Annotated in this window: 22 protein-coding genes; 19 read left to right on the forward strand and 3 right to left on the reverse strand. The window is 34.3% G+C overall.

Features of this window, described 5'->3' with window-relative positions:
• The first annotated feature begins 41 nt into the window (after nucleotides 1–41).
• Nucleotides 42–230 (forward strand): RNA chaperone Hfq, encoded by a 189-nt coding sequence (hfq, locus tag ABH959_RS01180; RefSeq protein WP_002012071.1) that lies wholly within the window; start codon nucleotides 42–44, stop codon nucleotides 228–230.
• A gap of 38 nt (nucleotides 231–268) precedes the next feature.
• On the opposite strand, the gene ABH959_RS01185 is transcribed toward hfq, so the two are convergent.
• On the reverse strand, nucleotides 269–871 hold the full coding sequence (locus tag ABH959_RS01185; protein WP_404492176.1) for an HD domain-containing protein: 603 nt from the start codon (nucleotides 869–871) through the stop codon (nucleotides 269–271).
• 172 nt (nucleotides 872–1,043) lie between these two features.
• On the opposite strand from ABH959_RS01185, the gene ABH959_RS01190 reads away from it, so the two are divergent.
• The 7 genes from ABH959_RS01190 to ABH959_RS01220 all read left to right on the forward strand — a co-directional run bounded on the left by ABH959_RS01190 (nucleotide 1,044) and on the right by ABH959_RS01220 (nucleotide 9,189).
• Nucleotides 1,044–1,877, forward strand: coding sequence for a flagellar motor protein MotP (locus tag ABH959_RS01190; RefSeq protein WP_002012069.1), 834 nt, complete (start codon nucleotides 1,044–1,046; stop codon nucleotides 1,875–1,877).
• A gap of 22 nt (nucleotides 1,878–1,899) precedes the next feature.
• Nucleotides 1,900–2,577 (forward strand): OmpA family protein, encoded by a 678-nt coding sequence (locus tag ABH959_RS01195; protein ID WP_002012067.1) that lies wholly within the window; start codon nucleotides 1,900–1,902, stop codon nucleotides 2,575–2,577.
• A 150-nt stretch (nucleotides 2,578–2,727) separates the two neighbouring features.
• Nucleotides 2,728–3,096 carry a response regulator gene (locus tag ABH959_RS01200; RefSeq protein WP_000940577.1) on the forward strand — a complete coding sequence of 123 codons (369 nt, stop codon included), beginning with the start codon at nucleotides 2,728–2,730 and terminating at the stop codon, nucleotides 3,094–3,096.
• A 129-nt stretch (nucleotides 3,097–3,225) separates the two neighbouring features.
• Nucleotides 3,226–5,196 carry a chemotaxis protein CheW gene (locus tag ABH959_RS01205; protein ID WP_404492177.1) on the forward strand — a complete coding sequence of 657 codons (1,971 nt, stop codon included), beginning with the start codon at nucleotides 3,226–3,228 and terminating at the stop codon, nucleotides 5,194–5,196.
• Nucleotides 5,197–5,404: 208 nt separating this feature from the next.
• Entirely contained in the window at nucleotides 5,405–7,051 is a 1,647-nt protein-coding gene (locus tag ABH959_RS01210; protein WP_404492178.1) for a flagellar motor switch protein, read from the forward strand.
• A 29-nt stretch (nucleotides 7,052–7,080) separates the two neighbouring features.
• A complete protein-coding gene (locus ABH959_RS01215) occupies nucleotides 7,081–8,445 on the forward strand; it encodes a transglycosylase (RefSeq protein WP_404492179.1) in 1,365 nt (454 codons plus the stop codon).
• A 27-nt stretch (nucleotides 8,446–8,472) separates the two neighbouring features.
• A complete protein-coding gene (locus ABH959_RS01220; RefSeq protein WP_002030922.1) occupies nucleotides 8,473–9,189 on the forward strand; it encodes a hypothetical protein in 717 nt (238 codons plus the stop codon).
• Between the two features lie 38 nt (nucleotides 9,190–9,227).
• Here ABH959_RS01220 and ABH959_RS01225 read toward each other — a convergent pair whose 3' ends face one another.
• Nucleotides 9,228–10,010 carry a CheR family methyltransferase gene (locus ABH959_RS01225; protein ID WP_002166047.1) on the reverse strand — a complete coding sequence of 261 codons (783 nt, stop codon included), beginning with the start codon at nucleotides 10,008–10,010 and terminating at the stop codon, nucleotides 9,228–9,230.
• Nucleotides 10,011–10,049: 39 nt separating this feature from the next.
• Nucleotides 10,050–10,547, reverse strand: coding sequence for a flagellar motor switch protein FliG (locus ABH959_RS01230; protein ID WP_002030924.1), 498 nt, complete (start codon nucleotides 10,545–10,547; stop codon nucleotides 10,050–10,052).
• 143 nt (nucleotides 10,548–10,690) lie between these two features.
• Here ABH959_RS01230 and ABH959_RS01235 point away from each other — a divergent pair, with 143 nt between their 5' ends.
• The 11 genes from ABH959_RS01235 (at nucleotide 10,691) to fliF (ending at nucleotide 19,321) form a co-directional block, all read left to right on the forward strand.
• Nucleotides 10,691–11,155: a YaaR family protein gene (locus tag ABH959_RS01235; protein WP_002086502.1), complete on the forward strand. Its 465-nt coding sequence runs from the start codon at nucleotides 10,691–10,693 to the stop codon at nucleotides 11,153–11,155.
• A 16-nt stretch (nucleotides 11,156–11,171) separates the two neighbouring features.
• Nucleotides 11,172–11,624, forward strand: coding sequence for a hypothetical protein (locus ABH959_RS01240; protein ID WP_113770054.1), 453 nt, complete (start codon nucleotides 11,172–11,174; stop codon nucleotides 11,622–11,624).
• Between the two features lie 17 nt (nucleotides 11,625–11,641).
• Nucleotides 11,642–12,940: a flagellar hook-associated protein FlgK gene (gene flgK, locus ABH959_RS01245; protein WP_002086500.1), complete on the forward strand. Its 1,299-nt coding sequence runs from the start codon at nucleotides 11,642–11,644 to the stop codon at nucleotides 12,938–12,940.
• 281 nt (nucleotides 12,941–13,221) lie between these two features.
• Nucleotides 13,222–14,085, forward strand: coding sequence for a flagellar hook-associated protein 3 (locus tag ABH959_RS01250; RefSeq protein ID WP_002030927.1), 864 nt, complete (start codon nucleotides 13,222–13,224; stop codon nucleotides 14,083–14,085).
• Between the two features lie 19 nt (nucleotides 14,086–14,104).
• A complete protein-coding gene (locus ABH959_RS01255; protein ID WP_404492180.1) occupies nucleotides 14,105–15,484 on the forward strand; it encodes a flagellar hook-associated protein 2 in 1,380 nt (459 codons plus the stop codon).
• Between the two features lie 22 nt (nucleotides 15,485–15,506).
• Complete coding sequence (locus ABH959_RS01260; RefSeq protein ID WP_002012050.1) at nucleotides 15,507–15,875, forward strand: flagellar export chaperone FliS; 369 nt, start codon at nucleotides 15,507–15,509, stop codon at nucleotides 15,873–15,875.
• Nucleotides 15,865–16,137 (forward strand): hypothetical protein, encoded by a 273-nt coding sequence (locus tag ABH959_RS01265; protein WP_002126578.1) that lies wholly within the window; start codon nucleotides 15,865–15,867, stop codon nucleotides 16,135–16,137. The genes ABH959_RS01260 and ABH959_RS01265 overlap by 11 nt, the downstream gene beginning before the upstream one ends.
• A gap of 344 nt (nucleotides 16,138–16,481) precedes the next feature.
• Nucleotides 16,482–16,967 (forward strand): flagellar basal body rod protein FlgB, encoded by a 486-nt coding sequence (flgB, locus tag ABH959_RS01270; RefSeq protein WP_078184231.1) that lies wholly within the window; start codon nucleotides 16,482–16,484, stop codon nucleotides 16,965–16,967.
• Between the two features lie 20 nt (nucleotides 16,968–16,987).
• Nucleotides 16,988–17,401 carry a flagellar basal body rod protein FlgC gene (gene flgC, locus ABH959_RS01275; RefSeq protein ID WP_002030933.1) on the forward strand — a complete coding sequence of 138 codons (414 nt, stop codon included), beginning with the start codon at nucleotides 16,988–16,990 and terminating at the stop codon, nucleotides 17,399–17,401.
• Between the two features lie 17 nt (nucleotides 17,402–17,418).
• Entirely contained in the window at nucleotides 17,419–17,718 is a 300-nt protein-coding gene (gene fliE, locus ABH959_RS01280; RefSeq protein WP_002064631.1) for a flagellar hook-basal body complex protein FliE, read from the forward strand.
• A 22-nt stretch (nucleotides 17,719–17,740) separates the two neighbouring features.
• Nucleotides 17,741–19,321, forward strand: coding sequence for a flagellar basal-body MS-ring/collar protein FliF (gene fliF, locus ABH959_RS01285; protein ID WP_404492181.1), 1,581 nt, complete (start codon nucleotides 17,741–17,743; stop codon nucleotides 19,319–19,321).
• The last annotated feature ends 12 nt before the right edge of the window (nucleotides 19,322–19,333 follow it).

Raw genomic sequence — 19,333 nt, forward strand, 5'->3', positions numbered from 1 at the left:
TTTATATTAGGATTATTTACTGATAAAGGAGAGAACAGTTATTGGAACATTTACAAGAAGAGTTGTATAAACAAATAAAAGAAGAAAAAGGTGCAGTTACTATATTTTTAAAGAGCGGAGTAAGAATAGTAGGGGAAGTAGTTGGAGTAGATAGATTTACAGTATTAATATTAGTAGATGGAAAACAACAACTTATTTATAAGCAGGCAATATCAACAATTATGAAATAAGACACTCATTTTGAGTGTCTTATTTCATAATTAAATGGTTAATGTTTACATGCTTCAACGTCAATGCCAGCAGCTAGTAATTTTTTTTCTCCGTCTTGTTCAATGATTTTTTGTAATCTAGATAAGAAAGAGTCAAAATCTGTATGTTTACCAACTTGGAAAGTCATTTTATGCTCAATTGGTAGCCAAGTATCAATATCAGCTTCGTTATGCTGAATTTTTACTTCAAGTTTATCAAGTGCATTAGCAACTTTTGCTTCATACGTTTCTTTCGCTTCGAACTCCATCCATAAATCGTATAATTCCACGCCGAGAGGACCTTCTAGTGTACGTTTAATATTTAAAATGGCCTCTAGCTCATTTTTCTGTTTTTGTAATTGTAATTCACGGCTATTCATCGTATCAAAGGCAGGAATATCACCAGCTTCTGCTTCGACAAGGTCATGAATAATAACCATTTTAAGTAATTTTTCTATATTTACTTTTTGATCCAAATAAGGCTCAACTAAGATAGCCATTAGGGACATACGCCACGTATGTTCAGCAACACTTTCTTGACGTCCGTTAGAAAGCCAACTATGTCGCATTTCATATTTTAGTTTTTCTGCTAATGCAATGACTTGTAAAATGTTATGTTCCATCGTGATCCTCCTCATATTTCCATACTATAATTCTAATATAGAAATGAAATGTGTCAATTTAATGAGTATATTGCGATAAATAGATGATACGCGTATAATGATTGTTATATGTGAAAACGCATTATTAAAATAAAAAAATGTTTTACGAAAACGAAAAAGGAAGGGCAGGAATATGGGAGACGAAAATCAAGGATTAGCTAGACCGCAAAGGAAAAAAAGGAAGTTTGATATTTCTAGCCCCTTTGGCATTGTAGTAGGTTTCGTTATTTTAATTGCAGCGATCATGCTTGGCGGTGGTGGAATAAAAGCTTTTAAAAATTTCTTAGATGTTTCATCTATTTTGATCGTTATAGGGGGAACAACAGCGACAATTATTGTGGCATATAGATTTGGAGAAATAAAAAAATATACGAAAAGTATTTTTACTGTTTTACATAGAAGAGAGGAAAATCTAGAACAGTTAACGGATTTGTTCGTTGATTTTTCAAAGAAGTCTAAAAAGCATGGTTTACTCTCGTTAGAAGTTGATGGAGAGCAAGTAGACAATCCTTTTATTCAAAAGGGGATTCGTTTAATGTTAAGTGGATATGATGAAGCAGAATTAAAAGAAGTATTAATGAGAGATGTTGAAACAGAAGTATATGAGTTAAGAAAAGGAGCAACATTATTAGATAAGATTGGTGATTTCGCTCCAGCGTGGGGTATGATAGGAACTTTAATTGGTCTTATTATTATGCTTCAAAACTTGCAAGATACATCGCAAATTGGTACAGGAATGGCAGTTGCTATGTTGACGACATTGTATGGATCTGTTATTGCAAACATGATTGCAATACCGTTATCTGAAAAAGTGTATCGTGGCATTGAAGATTTGTATACAGAGAAGAAGTTTGTAATAGAAGCAATCACAGAGCTTTACCGAGGACAAATTCCTTCTAAGTTAAAGTTAAAACTTGATACATACGTATATGAAACGAAGATAAAAAAAGAAAAACGAGCAGCCTAATATTTCAAGGAGTGGTATGGTGATGATAAAACGACCGCAAAAAGGATCGCCTCGTTGGATGACGACTTTTACTGATTTAACGATGTTGTTATTGACTTTTTTTGTACTATTAGTTGCTACATCAAAACAAGATACAGTAAAATTATCGAAGATGCTTGAAAAGTTTAGTGATGCAGAACAAGTGGATGCGAAAGTAATGGAAGGTACAATACCAGATATTTCACATGAAAAAAATGATGAAAAAGCAGTTTCAAAAAAACGAATGGATGAATTGTATAAAAAGTTAAAAGCATATGTAGATAATAATGGTGTTAGTCAAGTGAATGTATATCGAGAAGATACAGGTGTTAGCATCGTTATAGTAGATAACTTAATATTCGATACAGGCGATGCGAATGTTAAGCCGGAAGCAAAAGAAGTAATTAGTCAATTAGTAGGGTTCTTTCAATCGGTACCAAACCCAATTGTTGTAGAAGGACATACAGATAGTAGACCGATTCATAATGAAAAATTTCCTTCCAACTGGGAATTATCTTCAGCACGAGCAGCTAATATGATTCACCACTTAATTGAAGTGTATAATGTAGATGATAAACGATTAGCAGCGGTAGGATATGCGGACACAAAACCAGTAGCATCAAATGATTCACCGCAAAATTGGGAGAAAAACCGGCGCGTTGTAATATATATTAAAGAATAATATATTTCCATTTTATTAATAAAATAATAAAAATACAGAAATTCTTTTAAAAAAATATTAAATTTTCTCGTTTTATTTTGTATAATGAGTGAGAATGATAAGGTGAAATATTAAGATATATTTATACATAGAGGGAGAGAACCAAAAAGAATGGCACATAAAATTTTAGTTGTAGACGATGCGATGTTTATGCGAACAATGATTAAAAACTTATTAAAAAGTAATTCAGAATTTGAAGTTATCGGTGAAGCAGAGAATGGGGTAGAAGCGATTCAAAAGTATAAAGAGCTTCAACCTGATATTGTAACACTAGATATTACGATGCCTGAAATGGACGGACTTGAAGCATTAAAAGAAATTATGAAAATTGATTCGAGTGCAAAGGTTGTCATTTGTTCCGCAATGGGACAACAAGGTATGGTATTAGATGCAATTAAAGGCGGGGCAAAAGACTTTATTGTAAAGCCATTCCAAGCCGATCGTGTTATCGAAGCTTTAACAAAAGTAGCAAATAGCTAATATAGAAGGGGTGCCACAAAGAATCAAATCAATGATAGCGGATAGACGTGTGGCCCCCTTTTTTCTCGTTATAAAACACTAAATTGTTATACATAAATGAAATGTTTGTTAGACAGGTAGGGGATTAAAATGCAAACAGATCTATTAAATATATTTTTTGAAGAAGCAGAAGAGCATTTACAGTCGCTAAATGAAAATGTGCTAAATTTAGAACAGAATCCTGCCGATATGGGTGTTGTAGGGGAAATATTCCGCTCAGCTCATACATTTAAAGGTATGTCTGCGAGTATGGAATTTGCGGAAATGGCAGATTTAACTCATAAGATGGAAAATGTTTTAGACGAAATCCGTCATGGAAATATGATGGTGAATGCTAATATTATTGATGTTATTTTTGAATGCATTGATAATTTAGAAAAGATGGTTACAGATGTGCAGCAGGGCGGAATGGGTAATATTGATGTTGTATCTACAAAGCATAAATTAGAAGCATTATTAAATGGGAATGTAGAAGCTTCTATGGAACAAATAGAGCAAAGTAGTATAAACAATGATGATACAGTTTCACATGAAGTATATATAACCGTCGAACAACAAGCCATTTTAAAAGCAGTACGTGCCATTATGTGTATTGAAGCATTACAAAATGTAGGGGATATACAAAAAACGGTTCCAAGCATTGAAGAAATCGAAGCGGATGCTTTTGGATTTGAGTTTACAGTATATATGGATACTGATCGTAGTGTTGAAGAATTGAAACAGGTGGTGCTTCACGTTTCTGAAATTGAGAAAGTGGAAGTGAAGCAAGGAAATATAGCTGAAGAAGGAATCGTACAATCTATTGCAGCAACGCAGCTGGATCCATCTCTAGAGGCACGAACTCCAACAGCTAGTACTACACCGGCTAAAAGTAATACAAAAACGAAAAATGCTAAAGTAGAGAATCGTTCTATTCGTGTTCAGTTAGAAAAAATCGAAAGATTAATGAATATGTTTGAAGAAAGTGTAATTGAGCGTGGACGAATTGATGAATTAGCAGAAACGATTCAAAATAAAGAGTTAATCGAGCATTTAAATCGATTAGGGGATATTTCAAAAGATATCCAAAATGTATTATTAAATATGCGTATGGTACCGATTGAAACGGTCTTCAATCGTTTTCCGCGTATGGTACGTATGTTAGCGAAAGATTTAGGTAAAAAAATCGATTTACAAATTAAAGGTGAAGATACTGAAGTTGATAAAATTGTTATTGACGAAATTGGTGATCCACTCGTTCATTTAATTCGTAATGCAATTGATCATGGTATTGAAACTGTCGAAAACCGACGTGATGCCGGGAAAAATGAGACAGGTACTATTAAATTAGAGGCGTTTCATAGTGGAAATCATGTCGTAATTCAAATTACTGATGATGGAAATGGTATTCATAAAGGAAAAGTATTAGAAAAAGCGATAAAAAATGGTGTTGTAACGGAATCAGAGGCAAATAAATTAACGGATCGTGAAGTGTTTGATCTTATCTTCCAACCGGGATTTAGTACAGCGGAAGTTGTATCTGACCTTTCTGGACGTGGGGTTGGATTAGATGTTGTTAAACATACGATTCATAGTTTAGGTGGGCATTTAATTATTGATTCTGAAGAAGGAAAAGGAAGTACATTCAGAATTGAACTTCCTTTAACATTGTCTATTATTCAATCAATGCTTGTTCAAACAAATGATAAGCGTTATGCCTTGCCTCTTGGCAATATTGCTGAGGCCATTCGAATTAAGAAAGAAGACATACAATCGTTACAAGGGAAAGACGTTTTAAACTATCGCAATCAAATTATTGAAGTGAAACATTTAAGTACTGTATTTGGTGAAAAAACAGTAGATGAGGCGTTCGCATCATATGATAGTCAAATGGTTCCTGTGTTAATTGTTCGTAATACACATCGTAGCTATGGACTTATCGTAAACACAATTATCGGTCAAAGAGAAATAGTTTTAAAGTCATTAGGTGATTTCTTTGCAGAGAGCTCTAACTATTTCTCTGGTGCGACAATTCTCGGTGATGGACGAGTGGTCCTCATTTTAAACCCAGAAGGTTTATAATAGGAATGAAGGAAGCTCCCCACTTGTATACAATTGGGGAGCTTTTTGGGTAGAATTAATAATATAAGTATATGAAAACCGTCGTTTACACATATTGTGGAAGTAAATACATGTTCACAATTCGGATGATAAGTTTGGTAAAATATAACGAGTGTAATAGAGAGTTTAAATCATTTGATAGAAAAACAAAAATGAGGAGGCAGGAAAAATGCCTGAGCAACACACAAAAGGGGATACTGGCACAATTGTGCTAGAAAAAGAAAATGAACATTTAACGCCTCAAGAATGCGATATTCTTGGTGAGATTGCTAATATATCATTTGGTTCAGCTTCGACTGTATTATCAACAATTTTAAATAGGCAAGTAAGTATTACTGCTCCTCAAGTAGAATTGGTAGATTTATATGATACAAGTGATGTTGAAATTCCACATGTTGTATTAAATATCCATTTCACAAAAGGATTAGATATGGAAAATCTTCTTGTCTTAAAGCAAGATGTTGCTTTATCTATTGCTGATTTAATGATGATGGGAACAGGTGAAGTTGAAGAGGGAAAAGAGCTTGGTGAATTAGAGCTAAGTGCAGTACAAGAAGCTATGAATCAAATGATGGGATTCGCAGCAACATCTATGTCAGAATTCTTCCAAGATACGGTAGACATGTCTCCGCCAACAATTAAAGTTGTGCAACTTACAGAAGAGATGGAGAAGATTTCTGGTATTAATGGGAATAATATGGTTGTTAAAGTATCGTTTGAATTAAAAATAGATAATCTTGTGAATTCTCAGCTTGTACAGGTTGTTTCAGTTGAACATGCGAAGCGAATGATAAATAAATTGTTACAATTATCTGGTGGTGTGGAAGAAGAAATAGATGAGCCGGCGGAAGTGCAGGAAACTGAGATTGTAGAAGAGCATGTAGAAAAAGAGCAATTAACACAAGAAGAGAAAGATGTGCTTGGTGAAATTGCGAATATTTCAATCGGTTCGGCTTCAACAGTACTATCGACGCTTTTAAATCAGCCTGTCACTATTAGTACACCAAATGTAGAGGCGATTAATGTTCGTCATTATGAAGGAGTACCGGTTCCGTTTGTTATTTTAAATGTCGATTTTGTTGAAGGACTAAAAAATGAGAATGTATTCGTATTTACGAAAGATGTTGCTTTAACAATGGTAGATTTAATGATGATGGGAACGGGTGAAATTGATCCGGAGAAAGAGCTAAGTGAATTAGAGTTAAGTGGCATTAAAGAAATTATGAACCAAATGATGGGGCATGCTGCAACAGCGATGTCAGAAATGTTTAAAGAAAAAATGGATATGACACCACCAGACGTTAAGTTTGTTTCTTTAAAAGAAGAAATGGAGTATTTGGGAGAGTCGATGGCAGTTGACGAACTCGTTCAAATTACTTTTAATCTTGAAATTGGTGATCTCCTTCAATCAAAGATGTATCAAATACTACCGATATCAGAAGCGAAAGAAATGGTTAGAAGACTTCTATATCCGATGGTGGAAGAGCAAGAAGAAATAGTTGAGGAAGTTGTTGAAGAGGAAGAAATTCCTGCACCAGTCGTACAGCCAATTGAATATAAAGAAGTCAAGCAAGTTGAGCCAGCATATATGGATACATCTATTCTACAAAATGTAGAAATGAATGTTAAATTTGTATTTGGAAGTACAGTGAGAACAATTCAAGATATTTTAAGTCTACAAGAAAATGAAGCGGTCGTACTTGATGAAGATATTGATGAACCGATTCAAATTTATGTGAACGATGTATTAGTGGCGTATGGAGAACTTGTAAATGTAGATGGGTTTTTCGGAGTAAAAGTGACGAAATCGCTATAAGGCGTCAAAATAGGAGTTTGAACAAATAGATGAAAAAAGTAAAGTTTTTTCTAGTTAGTTGGCTATTCTTACATATATGTATATTTTTACCATCGCAAGGGCAGGCAGAAGAAAAAGGTGTACAAGATCAAAATATAAGCGAAATGAATGACCAAGAGGGAAAAAATAAAGAAGTTCAGGAACAGCCGGAACAAGTGGAAATGCCCTCGGTTGAAGATGAAAAAAAAGTAGTAGAAAATGAGCAAGGGAAAGAACAAAAAGAAGAAAGAACGATAGAAACAGACCGAGGGGTTATTACAGTTAATAAGCAGGAGCTAAAGGTTGGCGAAGAAGTGTGGATTGCTGTAGAACCAAATGAAAAAAACATTCAAAGTGTAAAAGGTATATTACAATTACAAAAAAATGGTGAGCAGTACAGACAAGAGAGAATAATATCTTTTGAGTATGAAGAAGAAACGAAGCGATGGATCGCTAATTATAAGGCCGGAATATATGATTTACAAGGTGATTGGAACCTTAGGCTCGTTGAAAGCTATAAAGAAGATGAGAAGGAAGAAGTAATAGAGAACGAATTAAATGTCCCGCTCATTCGTATAAACAATGAAGCACCAACTATAGATAAAGAATTGCCAAAGTTAGAGAAAGTTAGTATTGATGAGGCAAAAGGGAACTTAATTGAACGGAAAAAGGGAGAATCCGTTCATATACGAGTACAAACGGTAGATATAGAATCGGTTGTTAAAGAAGTGCGCGTTATATTAAAAGGAAAAGAAGAAGGTAACGATATTACTTTTTTATTAGACTATAATAAACACGACATGGATTGGCAGAAAATATTTGAAATAACAGAAGCGTTACCTATTGGCCCGCACCAACTTATTGTGGAAGTAACAGATATGGCAGGTAACAAACTTGTGACAGAGAGTGAATATATCATTTCTATTATCGAACAAAAAGTGGAAGATAATGAAAAGATAGAAGAACATGAGAATCAAAATAAACTAGAAGATAAGAAAGAAGCTGAGAAGCAGGAAGATTCGAAAATAGCGACTCCGCTTCCAGAAGAAAAACTTCCAGTTGTTCAAATTCCAAAGCAAGAAGAGAAAGTGAACTCTTATATAAAAGAGCCGTTGAAAGAAAAAGAGGAAATCAACTACGTTATAAAAGAGTCGTTAACAGACAACAAGGAAGTAAATAATGTGAAGGTTCATAAAGAGAAAAAAAGCGGAAATGACAATCAAGTCGTTTCTAAAAAGAAAGAGAAAATAGAAGAACAACAAGAAAAGAAAGAGGGAAAAAGTGAGCAGGGAGTACAGACTTCTAATGTGTTTGCTGTTATGTCAGGATTATTTGTACTGTTTTTAGTTTTAAAGAGTAATAAAGAATGGGGCTAATAATTTGATAGTAGTGGAGGCGCTTAAATGGAAATTAAACGTACTACAATTGAAAATAAGACGCTACACCCATTAAAACAGCCTGCAGCTATTTCAGAACATGAAATTCAAAAAGAGCGAAAACGGAGTAATCTTGTGTTTACCGGGCGGTCCCAAATCATTTCGAAAAATAATGAAATAGGGATTCTACTTGCGAGTTTAGGTGATGGAAAGATTGTAAAAGATATGCTTTCTAAGGAAATGGATACGGTGTTGCAGTTGTTTTCAAAGCTACATATGTTGTCTGAGGAAGGAAAGCAATCGGAAAAAATATATGAACAAATTGTTAAAAGTTTGCAGGGGCTTATTAAACAAGCTCATATAAAGGGAGTTCCGTTATTAGACGGAACGTATGATTTCGCTGAAGTGCAGCTTTCGTTTGGAAGAAAAGTGCATATTCCGTTACTTGATGTAAGTGCGCTCATTTCTAGAGTGGAACAAGATACATCAGAAGGAAATACGAATTTAATGATAACAGTTATTACAGCTTACATGACAAAATTGTCTAATGAAACAATCTTAATTAGCGGTACAGATCGTATTTCTAAAGAACGTGATGTGAGCGTGTGGAGAGCACTTGCAGAAATGAATATGACGCAATTATCTCATGCGTTGAAACATACGATTCAAGAGCACAAATGGTCTGTTACAGCTCTATTTCTCTTTATATGGGTTATAGGTATCATATTGATTCGTATTATATAATAAAAAAAGGTCGTCATTTCAATTATGACGACCTTTTTCTATATTTTTTCGTAGAAGAATGTATCAAAACGCTGAAGGTTGTAGCGTTCGGGTGTTAAAATTTGTTCTGTGCTACCAACGAATAGTACGCCGCCTTTTCGTAAAGAACGACTAAACTTTTCATAAAGCTTTATTCTTGCTTCTTCTGTAAAGTAAATCATTACATTTCGACAAATGATTAAATCGTAGTTCGTATCAAATGTCTGCATTAATAAATCATGTTGTTTAAATGTAACTTGCTGTTTAATATTTTGATGCAATATATATGTATCATCTTCTTTTGTGAAATGACGTTGTTTTAAATCATTAGGTAATTCTTTCAAAGAGCGTTCTGTATATTGACCACGTTTTGCAGTTTCTAAAACATGAAAATCAAGATCCGTTGCTTGAATGTCATAACGAAACGGAGCTAGATGCTTCGATAATATTAAAGAAAGTGTATATGGTTCTTCACCGGCAGCGCAAGCAGCACTCCAAATTTTTAATTTACCGTTATTTTGTTCAAGTAGCTTTGGTAGAGCTTTCGTCTCTAACGTTTGCCAGCGCTCTTTATTTCTGAAAAACTCTGATACGTTAATTGTAATATAGTCAATAAAACTTAAAAATAACGTTTGATCGGTGCGTAAATTATTTAAAAAATTTGTGTAATTTTCAAAACCTTTTCTCGAAATGAAAGCGTCGATTCTTCGGCGCATTCTATCTTGCTTATAGGAAGCGATATCCATATTAAAGTGCTGTTTAAAACTTACGACAAATTGATTATAATCTTGTTCAGTTATCATATTTACAATAGGCACAATAACGATATTGTGCCTCCCCCTTTACATCATACGAATTTTTTGTTCAAAGCTTTTTTTCATCTGCTTTTCATGTAAGCCTGGTAAATCATAAATAACAGCATCAATTCCTGCTTCTTTGGCAACGTCAACGGGAATGACAGACGTATGTTTATCTCCGTTATAAAAACAGAGAACTAAATCGGTATCTTCGACAATTTGCTTTACAAAAAACATATAATCTGATCGATAAATGGAGTCGGAAGGATGATCAAAAGCAATATACTCGGCTCCGTGTTTTTTTAAGTAATCAACGACTTCTTGAAATTCGTCTGTTAATACTTGTAACGGTTGTAGTGTGTAAAGACATAAGTTTTGAGCAAGTCTTTCGTTTTCAATGAAGAAACGAAGAACCTCATTTTCAATAGATTTATAACATAATATGTAAATTTTATGTTTGTGAGCATAGTCAATTAAAAATTTTTTTATTTCTTCCTGATCTAATGCTGTTAATTGATTTGAACCACAAAGAAAAATATTCATAGATTTGTGCCACCTCATGCTAAATTGTAACATATCTTCTATAAAAAATAACTGCAAAATATCATTGTACAGAGTATAATTATAAATAACTGGATTTTACGATTAAGTTTGGAAGGAAATAAAAAAATAAATAGGTGATATATATGCTGCGTTCTATCTCGCATAATCCAATTTTATCGCATATACCGCCTGCTACTCAAATGCCGAAAGAAGCAAATGTCAGGACAGGACTTGCTTTTTCGGATAATTTGCATGCAGATCCGAAAAAAGATAAATTGTTAGAACAAATGGAAGCACTTGTTGATAACATTGGAGAAATTAAAGAGAAAATCGAATTAGAGTTAACGCTCGATAATGTTATGGAATACAAAAATACTGTAAAATCATTTTTGAATTTTTACGTTGATAATGTATTGCAGTATAAAGATGTTATGTCTCGTCATCCGCGTTACGGATATTCGCAGAAAATGACGATTGTAAAACAAGCTGAAATGGGATTAACTGAGTTAGAAGATGTTATGAATTTAATTAATACGAAAACAGGGCATTTAGAAATGTTAAATCAAATTGGAGAAATTCATGGTTTGATTGTAAATTTAGTCTTGTAAGAAGGAAGGAAGCTATATGTACATACAATTATATGAAAAGCTCGTTATTATTCAAAAGGCATATGAAAATATTCAAACGCTTGGCGAACAAATATATGAGAATTTAAAACATAAAAATGTAAATGCAGTTCAAAAGCTACAAGTAGAGCAATTGCAATACATAGAAGGTGTAAAAGGATTATCTCGCTCTTTTGAGGAAATGGTTGTTCAGCTTTGTAAGGAAAAGAAAATCGAACCTTTGCGTATGCGTTCACTATTTTTGTATTTTTCTCAGGAAGAAATTGAAAAAATGGAAGAATTACAAAAAAACTTAAGTGAATTAGAAGGAAATGTAAAAATGATTCTTTTGAAAAATCAATATTACTTAAACGTACTATTAAAAACTACAGAAAGTATTGTGGATTCCGTTTCTGAATACAATTTGGAGAAAAACAATAATTCGCAAATCTTTATGAATGAACTATTGTAAAGGAGAAGTGAAGCATTATGAGATTATCTGATTATAATACGCCGTTATCTGGTATGCTAGCGGCCCAAATGGGATTACAAACGACAAAACAAAACTTATCTAACATTCATACGCCGGGTTATGTTCGTCAAATGGTAAATTACGGATCTGTTGGAGCAAGTAACGGTCATACGCCTGAACAGAGAATCGGTTATGGTGTACAAACATTAGGAGTTGACCGTATTACAGATGAAGTGAAAACGAAGCAATTTAATGATCAGTTGTCACAGTTCTCTTACTACGCATATATGAATTCTACTTTATCGCGAGTAGAGTCTATGGTAGGAACGACAGGGAAAAATTCATTATCTAGTTTAATGGATGGATTCTTCAATGCTTTTCGTGAAGTTGCAAAAAATCCAGAACAACCAAACTATTACGATACATTAGTTTCTGAAACTGGGAAGTTCACAAGTCAAATAAATCGTCTTGCAAAAAACTTAGATACAGCAGAAGCACAGACGACAGAAGATATTGAAGCACATGTGAATGAATTTAATCGTCTTGGTGCTAGTTTAGCAGAGGCGAATAAAAAAATTGGACAAGCAGGGACACAAGTACCTAATCAACTATTAGACGAACGTGATCGCATCGTTACAGAGATGTCTAAGTATGCCAATATTGAAGTATCTTATGAATCTATGAATCCTAATATCGCGAGTGTTAGAATGAACGGTGTTTTAACAGTAAATGGACAAGATACATATCCACTTCAATTAAATAAAGAAAAAGAACCAATGTCTGTTGCGATTTATGGATCGGATATTCCTTTAAATGGTGGAGCAATTCAATCAGCGATAGATACGAAAGCGAAGATTGCTAGTTATAAGAAAAACCTTGAAGAATTAATGAGTTCTGTAAAAGGTCAAGTGAATACAGTGATGGGAAAAGATTTCTTCGTTGGAGATCATGCGAAAGATATTCAGTTAAACCCTGAATTCGCAAAAGATGTTTCGAAAATGAAAATCTCTGCTGAAACAGCAAATAAACTAGCAGGAATTACAGAGGGAGATTATAAAGAAGGTCTTTCTTATAAACAAGCATTAGACCAATTTATAGTTGGTGTAGCTTCTGATAAAAGTGCAGTGAATGCTTATCAAAATATTCATAAAGATTTATTAGAAGGTATTCAACAAGAAAAAATGAGTATTGAAGGCGTAAATATGGAAGAAGAAATGGTTAATTTAATGGCTTTCCAAAAATATTTTGTCGCAAACTCTAAAGCTATTACGACGATGAATGAAGTGTTTGATAGTTTGTTTTCGATTATTAGATAACATGTAGAAGGATCGAAAAAGCTTTTTTTATGATGGAAGAGAGGGTCCGGCGCAGGGTAGAAGCGGACAGAGCCTTTTAGTGGACCAAGCCATGTTAGACCAGAGATATGAGATGGTTGAATGGGAAGTTAAGGGGGAGAATAGCCATGTTTAGCAAGTGTCCTCCCCTATATAAATTAAATGAAAACGAAAAGTCTTTTTTATGAGGGAAGAGGAGAGCCGTATATAGTTGTGGTTGCTTCCCCGCACCAATTCAAATATAGATAAAGGAGAAGGTAAAGATGAGAGTATCTACGTTTCAAAATGCAAATTGGGCAAAGAATCAGATGATGGATTTGAATGTGCAACAGCAATATCATCGAAATCAAGTAACTTCAGGTAAGAAAAATCTTTTTATGAGCGAAGACCCACTTGCGGCAAGTAAATCATTTGCGATTCAGCATTCGTTAGCAAATATTGAACAAATGCAAAAAGATTTAGCGGATTCGAAAAATGTATTAACACAAACTGAAAATACATTACAAGGTGTTTTTAAATCTTTAACAAGAGCGGATCAATTAACAGTACAAGCGCTAAATGGGACGAATAGTGAAAAAGAATTGAAGGCAATCGGTGCAGAGATTGATCAAATTTTAAAACAAGTTGTATATTTAGCGAATACGAAAGAGCAAGGCCGTTATATTTTCGGTGGGGATAGTGCTGAACAAGCTCCATTTACAGAAGATGGTACGTATCAAGGTGGAAAAAATGATGTGAACTGGCAACTAAATGACGGTTATCAATTAAAAGCATTTCGTAACGGAGAAGAATTATTATCCCCAGTTATAAAAACGTTAAAACAGATGAGTGAAGCACTGAATAACGGTGATCAAAAAGCTTTGCAACCGTTATTAGGAGAAAATAAGAAAAACTTAGATAGCGTCATTAACCGTACAACTGAAGTGGGTTCAACTATGAACACGATGGAAACGTTTAAAACAATTTTAAGCGAGCAAAATTTAGCGCTTCAAGAAAATCGTAAAGAAATTGAAGATGTTGATTTAGCGGTAGCAATTTCTGACCTAGCGTATATTAATGCAACGTATGAAGCAACGCTTAAAGCAGTTAGTACGATGAGTAAAACGAGCATTTTAGATTATATGTAAACAATAAGGAGTGAGAAATATGGCAGGGACGTTAACAGGTATTGGTGGTAGACAACAGATTTGGAACCTCGGAAATAATATGATCGATACTTCTAACTTTGTAGAATTAGAAATGCAAGCGTTAGATATGAGAAAAGCACCGTATACGAAAGAAAAGAGTGATCTTTCAAACGATAAACTATTATATACAAGTTTAAAATCAGAATTTAGTTCTTTTACACAGACTTTTAAAAACTTAGCATCTTTTAAAGGAAATGAGAAAAAGGTAACAACATCACAAGACGGTTATATTAATGTAAAAGCTGATGGTGGAGCGATTGCAGGAACTTTTAATATGACGATTACACAGCTTGCACAACGTCATCAAATAGCCTCTAATAAGATTGCTGATATAAATGCGAAGCTTCCTAAAGATGAAACATTACAACTAGGCGGTAAAGAACTAAAAGTAACAACTGATATGACATATAAAGATTTAATTAACAAAATTAATGACGGAGATTATGGTGTATCGGCTTATACACTTGGAGATAAAATCTTTATGTCCTCGAAAAAAGAAGGAACAGATGGAGAAATTAATTTTAAGGGGAACACATCTACACTGTTTCAAGATATTGGTTTAGCTAAGGCGGATGGGACAGCAGTCAATACAATTAATGAAGCGCAAAATGCCAAATATAGTATTAATGGTATTGAAACTGAAAGTTTTACCAATACAATTGAAGCTCTTCCGGGCGTGAAAATTGAATTGTTAAAAGTAACTGAGCCGAAAGCAGAAGGGACACCAGATGCAGGTACAACAACAGATCCAAAAGCAAAAGGTATAGATCTGAAGTTTACAGTAAGTGACTCAAACGTAACAGATGCATCGAATGTTATTAAAAAGATGGTGGCGGATTATAATAAAGCTGTTTCTACAGTAGATATCTTTGCTGGGAAAGGTGGAGCTTTCCAAGGTCAAGCCATTATGCAAAGTGTACGTCAAGCGATGAATAATGTCGTGACATTTTCTCAAGACGGTAATTATTTATTCTCATTTGGTATCCAATTAAAGCAAGACGGGACGATGGAAGTTAATGATGAACAATTAACAAAAGCGTTAAAAGACAAGCCGGATGCAGCGAAGCAATTTTTCTTTGGTTCTAACGGTTTAGGGAAGATGATGGAAGAACCACTTGATAAACTATTTGGTGATAAAGGTGTAGTCGGAGAGCGTGTAAAAAACATCGATTCACGTGTAAGTGATTTAGATAAAAAGATTAAAGATATTGAAACACAAAATCTGCAAAAACAAGATGAGATTGTGAAGAAGTATCAAAAGCTAGAAAGTACATTAGCGGAGCTAGATAGCCAACTAAAAACAATTAAAGCAATGACAAAACAAAAAAGTGATGATTAATGAAAGTTGAGGAAGTGATCGTATGCAAGCATGGCAACGCTATATGCAAAATGATATTATGACAAGTAATCCAATTAAAAATACAATTTTTATTTATGAAAGATGTATCGTTGAGTTTCGTAATTTAGAAGAGCTTTTAAATACTTTTAAACTACAAGAAGGAGATGCGCTTCTTGAAAAATTAGAACGTATTTTTGAAGAGTTAAAGCTTCAATTAAATCCTGAGATTACTAAAGATTTATATGATAGTCTATTCGGTTTATACGATTGGATTAGCATTCAAATTCAGACGATGAAAGTAACGCGTGAAGCAAAAGACATGGATGCGATTGTACAAGTGTTACAAGATTTAATAGACGGTTACCGCGGAGCACTCGAAAATGAACAATGATATTTATCGAGCGTTTGTCGGCTGTTTTAATGAAATCGGTGAATTGCAAGTGTCAGATGAAGAATTTGCTGAGAAAAGTGCTATGTTAAATCGCTGGATGATGACCTTGGATGAAAAGACGCGAGCAGATGTTGCAGCGGAAGTGAGTCCATTAATAATTAAGGCAGCACAGCATATTCGAGATAAGCAAAAGATTTTGGAAGAAATGATTATGACAAATGATGGACGAATGAAAGCGAATTCGTTTTACGGTAAATTTTAATAGGAAAGTATGGAAATGGATACTCCTTTTAAAAGGGGTTCCATTCCATTGTTTGAATAAGGCGTTCCGCTGATTGAGGTTTCACTTTATGACTGTAATAAAAAGAATGGTAATAATCCAAGCAATGAAAAATAAGATGTCTTTATTTTATGGAGAGAAGTGTATGGAAGTTCTTTTTTTATTGTTTATATATCAAAATGGTACATGGATTACTACGCGTATACAGTTTTTTATATTCTTTTTTATATTTTTGTATTTTTCTAAAGACAACAATGGGAAAATGGAATAAAATATGTAAGGGTACAAAATAGATAATATTTTAATAAATAAATACATATAGGAAAATGAATAATAAAGTGAAACTTCCATCAGTGGATAATCATGCGCTAAACGAGCATGATGGAAAAGGAAGGGTGTGGAATATGCCAGATTTAGTTAGTGATGTAAGTCATTATATGAACTATTTAGTAACGAAGCGAAATACCGTTTCTAGTAATATTGCAAATGCGAATACACCTGGCTATAAAGCACAAGATGTAACATTTGCTGAGCAAATGAATATGAGCAGTGCATTATATAAAAAAAATGCTGCGGATTTAAAGAGTAATCCAGATTTATATCAAACGAATGTAATGCACTTACCGACAGCAAATACGAAAAATACATACGCAAAGATTCAAACGAAATCAATGCAAACGAATAAAGATGGAAACAGTGTTGATGTAACGACAGAAATGCTAGATTTAATGAAAACAAACCAATTATACGGTGTTTCAATTAATGCAATTAATACACAATACGCTATTAACCAAGCAGCACGTGGACGTTAATAGTAAAAGGGGAGACAACGATGTTTCAGGCAATTAATGCAAGTGGCTCAGGGCTAACTACAGCGAGAAAATGGATGGAAGTTACTTCTAACAATATCGTAAATGCAAATACGACGGGAGCACCGGGCGCAGAGCCGTATCACCGCCGAAGTGTGGTGTTGGAATCAAATAATAGTTTTGCAAGCATGCTAGATGGAGCTCCTACTAACGGAGTGAAAATAAAAAGTATTGAAACGGATCGAAATGAAAATCTTGTGTATGATCCGACGCATCCGCATGCAAATGAAGAAGGATATGTACGTTATCCGAACATTGATGTGACAGCTGAGATGACGAATGTAATGGTTGCTCAAAAAATGTATGAAGCAAATACAAGCGTATTAAATGCGAACAAAAAAATGCTCGATAAAGATTTAGAAATCGGCCGAGGATAAGAGGGAAGAGGGGAAATATGAAAATTCAACCAATGTTAAATACACAGCCATTTGGAGCGATTCAGCCGATTGGCACACAGAAAACTTCAGAAACATCTGTAGTTGAAGGCAAAAAGTTTATTGATTTATTGGAAGATATGAATCAAACGCAAAATAATGCCCAAACAGCAGTATATGATTTACTGACAAAAGGGGTAGGAGAAACGCATGACGTTTTAATTCAGCAGAAGAAAGCTGAATCACAAATGAAAACAGCTGCTCTCGTACGCGATAATCTTATTGAAAATTATAAGTCACTAATTAATATGCAAATTTAGGAAAATGGACGGGTGTATTTAAATGGAAAAGATAAAAAATGTTTTCCAATCGTTGAAAACGTGGCATAAGTTAGTGATTGGTGCTGCGCTTTTAGCGATTGCAACAGGAGCACTTTTATACTTCACCTTGCCAGATAAATATGTTGTTGTATATCAAAATTTAAATGATACAGATAAGCAAGAGATTACAGCAGAATTATCGAAGCTAGGTGTTGATTACCAATTAGCAGCCGATGGTTCGATTCGAGTGCAAAAGAACGATGCTCCATGGGTTCGAAAAGAAATGAATGGAATGGGCTTGCCGTTTAATTCAAAAAGCGGTGAGGAAATTCTATTAGAAAGCTCACTCGGTTCAAGTGAACAAGATAAGAAAATGAAGCAGATTGTCGGCACGAAAAAGCAATTGGAGCAAGATATTGTACGAAACTTCGCGACAGTTGAAACGGCAAATGTGCAAATTACATTACCTGAAAAAGAAACAATTTTTGATGAAGAAAAAGCAAAAGGAACAGCGGCGATAACTGTTGGTGTGAAGCGTGGACAATTATTAACAGCTGATCAAGTTGCTGGTATACAGCAAATGATTAGTGCGGCAGTTCCTGGCGTGAAAGCAGAAGAAGTAAGTGTTATTGATAGTAAAAAAGGTATCATCTCAAAAGGAACAGATGAAGCGCATTCTAACAGTTCCTCTTCTTATGAAAAAGAAGTAGAGATGCAGCATCAAATTGAAGGTAAATTAAAGCAAGATATTGACGCAACGTTAATGACGATGTTTAAATCAAATGAATATAAAGTGAATACGAAAGTGTCTGTAAACTACGATGAAGTTACACGTCAGTCAGAAAAATATGGCGATAAAGGTGTACTTCGCAGTAAACAAGAGCAAGAGGAAAGTTCTACTGCGCAAGAAGGAGCAGATACGAAGCAAGGTGCGGGTATTACAGCGAACGGTGAAGTGCCGAACTACGGTACGAACAATAATCAAAACGGTAAAGTTGTCTACGATAATAAAAATGGTAACAAAATTGAAAACTATGAAATAGATAAAACAGTTGAAACAATTAAGAAACATCCGGAATTAACAAAAACAAATGTTGTTGTATGGGTAGATAACGATACGTTAGTAAAACGAAAAATTGATATGACAACATTTAAAGAAGCGATTGGCACAGCAGCTGGGCTTCAAGCTGATCCGAATGGAAACTTTACAAACGGTCAAGTTAACGTTGTAACTGTTCAGTTCGACCAGCCGAAAGTTGAAAAAGAGAAAGAGCCAGAAAAAAGTGGTATGAACTGGTGGTTATTCGGTGGAATTACAGCTGGCTTGCTAGCAATAATTGGCCTAGTATGGTTCTTCTTAGCAAGACGTAAGAAAAAGAGAGAAGAAGAGGAATATGAAGAATACTTAGCAGAAGAAGAAATTGCTGCTAGTAGTGAAAGTATCCTGGAAATTCCTGAAGAAAAAATAGTACCAGAGCCAAAGTTAGAACCAGAACTGGTAGAACCATCAGAACCTACATTAGATGATCAAGTGCAGGAAGCTACGAAAGAGCATGTAGAAGGTACTGCAAAAGTAATTAAAAAATGGTTAAACGGACAGTAAGGGAGGAAAAAC

It is taken from the genome of Bacillus sp. RC51 (assembly GCF_044908115.1).
In the GTDB taxonomy this organism is placed as follows: domain Bacteria; phylum Bacillota; class Bacilli; order Bacillales; family Bacillaceae_G; genus Bacillus_A; species Bacillus_A mycoides.

Coding starts and splice junctions, on each gene's coding strand:
- flgK (WP_002086500.1), top strand. CDS start 11,642: ATGAGATTATCTGATTATAATACGCCGTTATCTGGTATGCTAGCGGCC.
- ABH959_RS01240 (WP_113770054.1), top strand. CDS start 11,172: ATGTACATACAATTATATGAAAAGCTCGTTATTATTCAAAAGGCATAT.
- ABH959_RS01190 (WP_002012069.1), top strand. CDS start 1,044: ATGGGAGACGAAAATCAAGGATTAGCTAGACCGCAAAGGAAAAAAAGG.
- ABH959_RS01210 (WP_404492178.1), top strand. CDS start 5,405: ATGCCTGAGCAACACACAAAAGGGGATACTGGCACAATTGTGCTAGAA.
- ABH959_RS01265 (WP_002126578.1), top strand. CDS start 15,865: ATGAACAATGATATTTATCGAGCGTTTGTCGGCTGTTTTAATGAAATC.
- ABH959_RS01200 (WP_000940577.1), top strand. CDS start 2,728: ATGGCACATAAAATTTTAGTTGTAGACGATGCGATGTTTATGCGAACA.
- flgB (WP_078184231.1), top strand. CDS start 16,482: ATGAATAATAAAGTGAAACTTCCATCAGTGGATAATCATGCGCTAAAC.
- ABH959_RS01205 (WP_404492177.1), top strand. CDS start 3,226: ATGCAAACAGATCTATTAAATATATTTTTTGAAGAAGCAGAAGAGCAT.
- flgC (WP_002030933.1), top strand. CDS start 16,988: ATGTTTCAGGCAATTAATGCAAGTGGCTCAGGGCTAACTACAGCGAGA.
- fliE (WP_002064631.1), top strand. CDS start 17,419: ATGAAAATTCAACCAATGTTAAATACACAGCCATTTGGAGCGATTCAG.
- fliF (WP_404492181.1), top strand. CDS start 17,741: ATGGAAAAGATAAAAAATGTTTTCCAATCGTTGAAAACGTGGCATAAG.
- ABH959_RS01235 (WP_002086502.1), top strand. CDS start 10,691: ATGCTGCGTTCTATCTCGCATAATCCAATTTTATCGCATATACCGCCT.
- ABH959_RS01250 (WP_002030927.1), top strand. CDS start 13,222: ATGAGAGTATCTACGTTTCAAAATGCAAATTGGGCAAAGAATCAGATG.
- ABH959_RS01195 (WP_002012067.1), top strand. CDS start 1,900: ATGATAAAACGACCGCAAAAAGGATCGCCTCGTTGGATGACGACTTTT.
- ABH959_RS01185 (WP_404492176.1), bottom strand. CDS start 871: ATGGAACATAACATTTTACAAGTCATTGCATTAGCAGAAAAACTAAAA.
- ABH959_RS01230 (WP_002030924.1), bottom strand. CDS start 10,547: ATGAATATTTTTCTTTGTGGTTCAAATCAATTAACAGCATTAGATCAG.
- ABH959_RS01255 (WP_404492180.1), top strand. CDS start 14,105: ATGGCAGGGACGTTAACAGGTATTGGTGGTAGACAACAGATTTGGAAC.
- ABH959_RS01215 (WP_404492179.1), top strand. CDS start 7,081: ATGAAAAAAGTAAAGTTTTTTCTAGTTAGTTGGCTATTCTTACATATA.
- ABH959_RS01225 (WP_002166047.1), bottom strand. CDS start 10,010: ATGATAACTGAACAAGATTATAATCAATTTGTCGTAAGTTTTAAACAG.
- ABH959_RS01220 (WP_002030922.1), top strand. CDS start 8,473: ATGGAAATTAAACGTACTACAATTGAAAATAAGACGCTACACCCATTA.
- ABH959_RS01260 (WP_002012050.1), top strand. CDS start 15,507: ATGCAAGCATGGCAACGCTATATGCAAAATGATATTATGACAAGTAAT.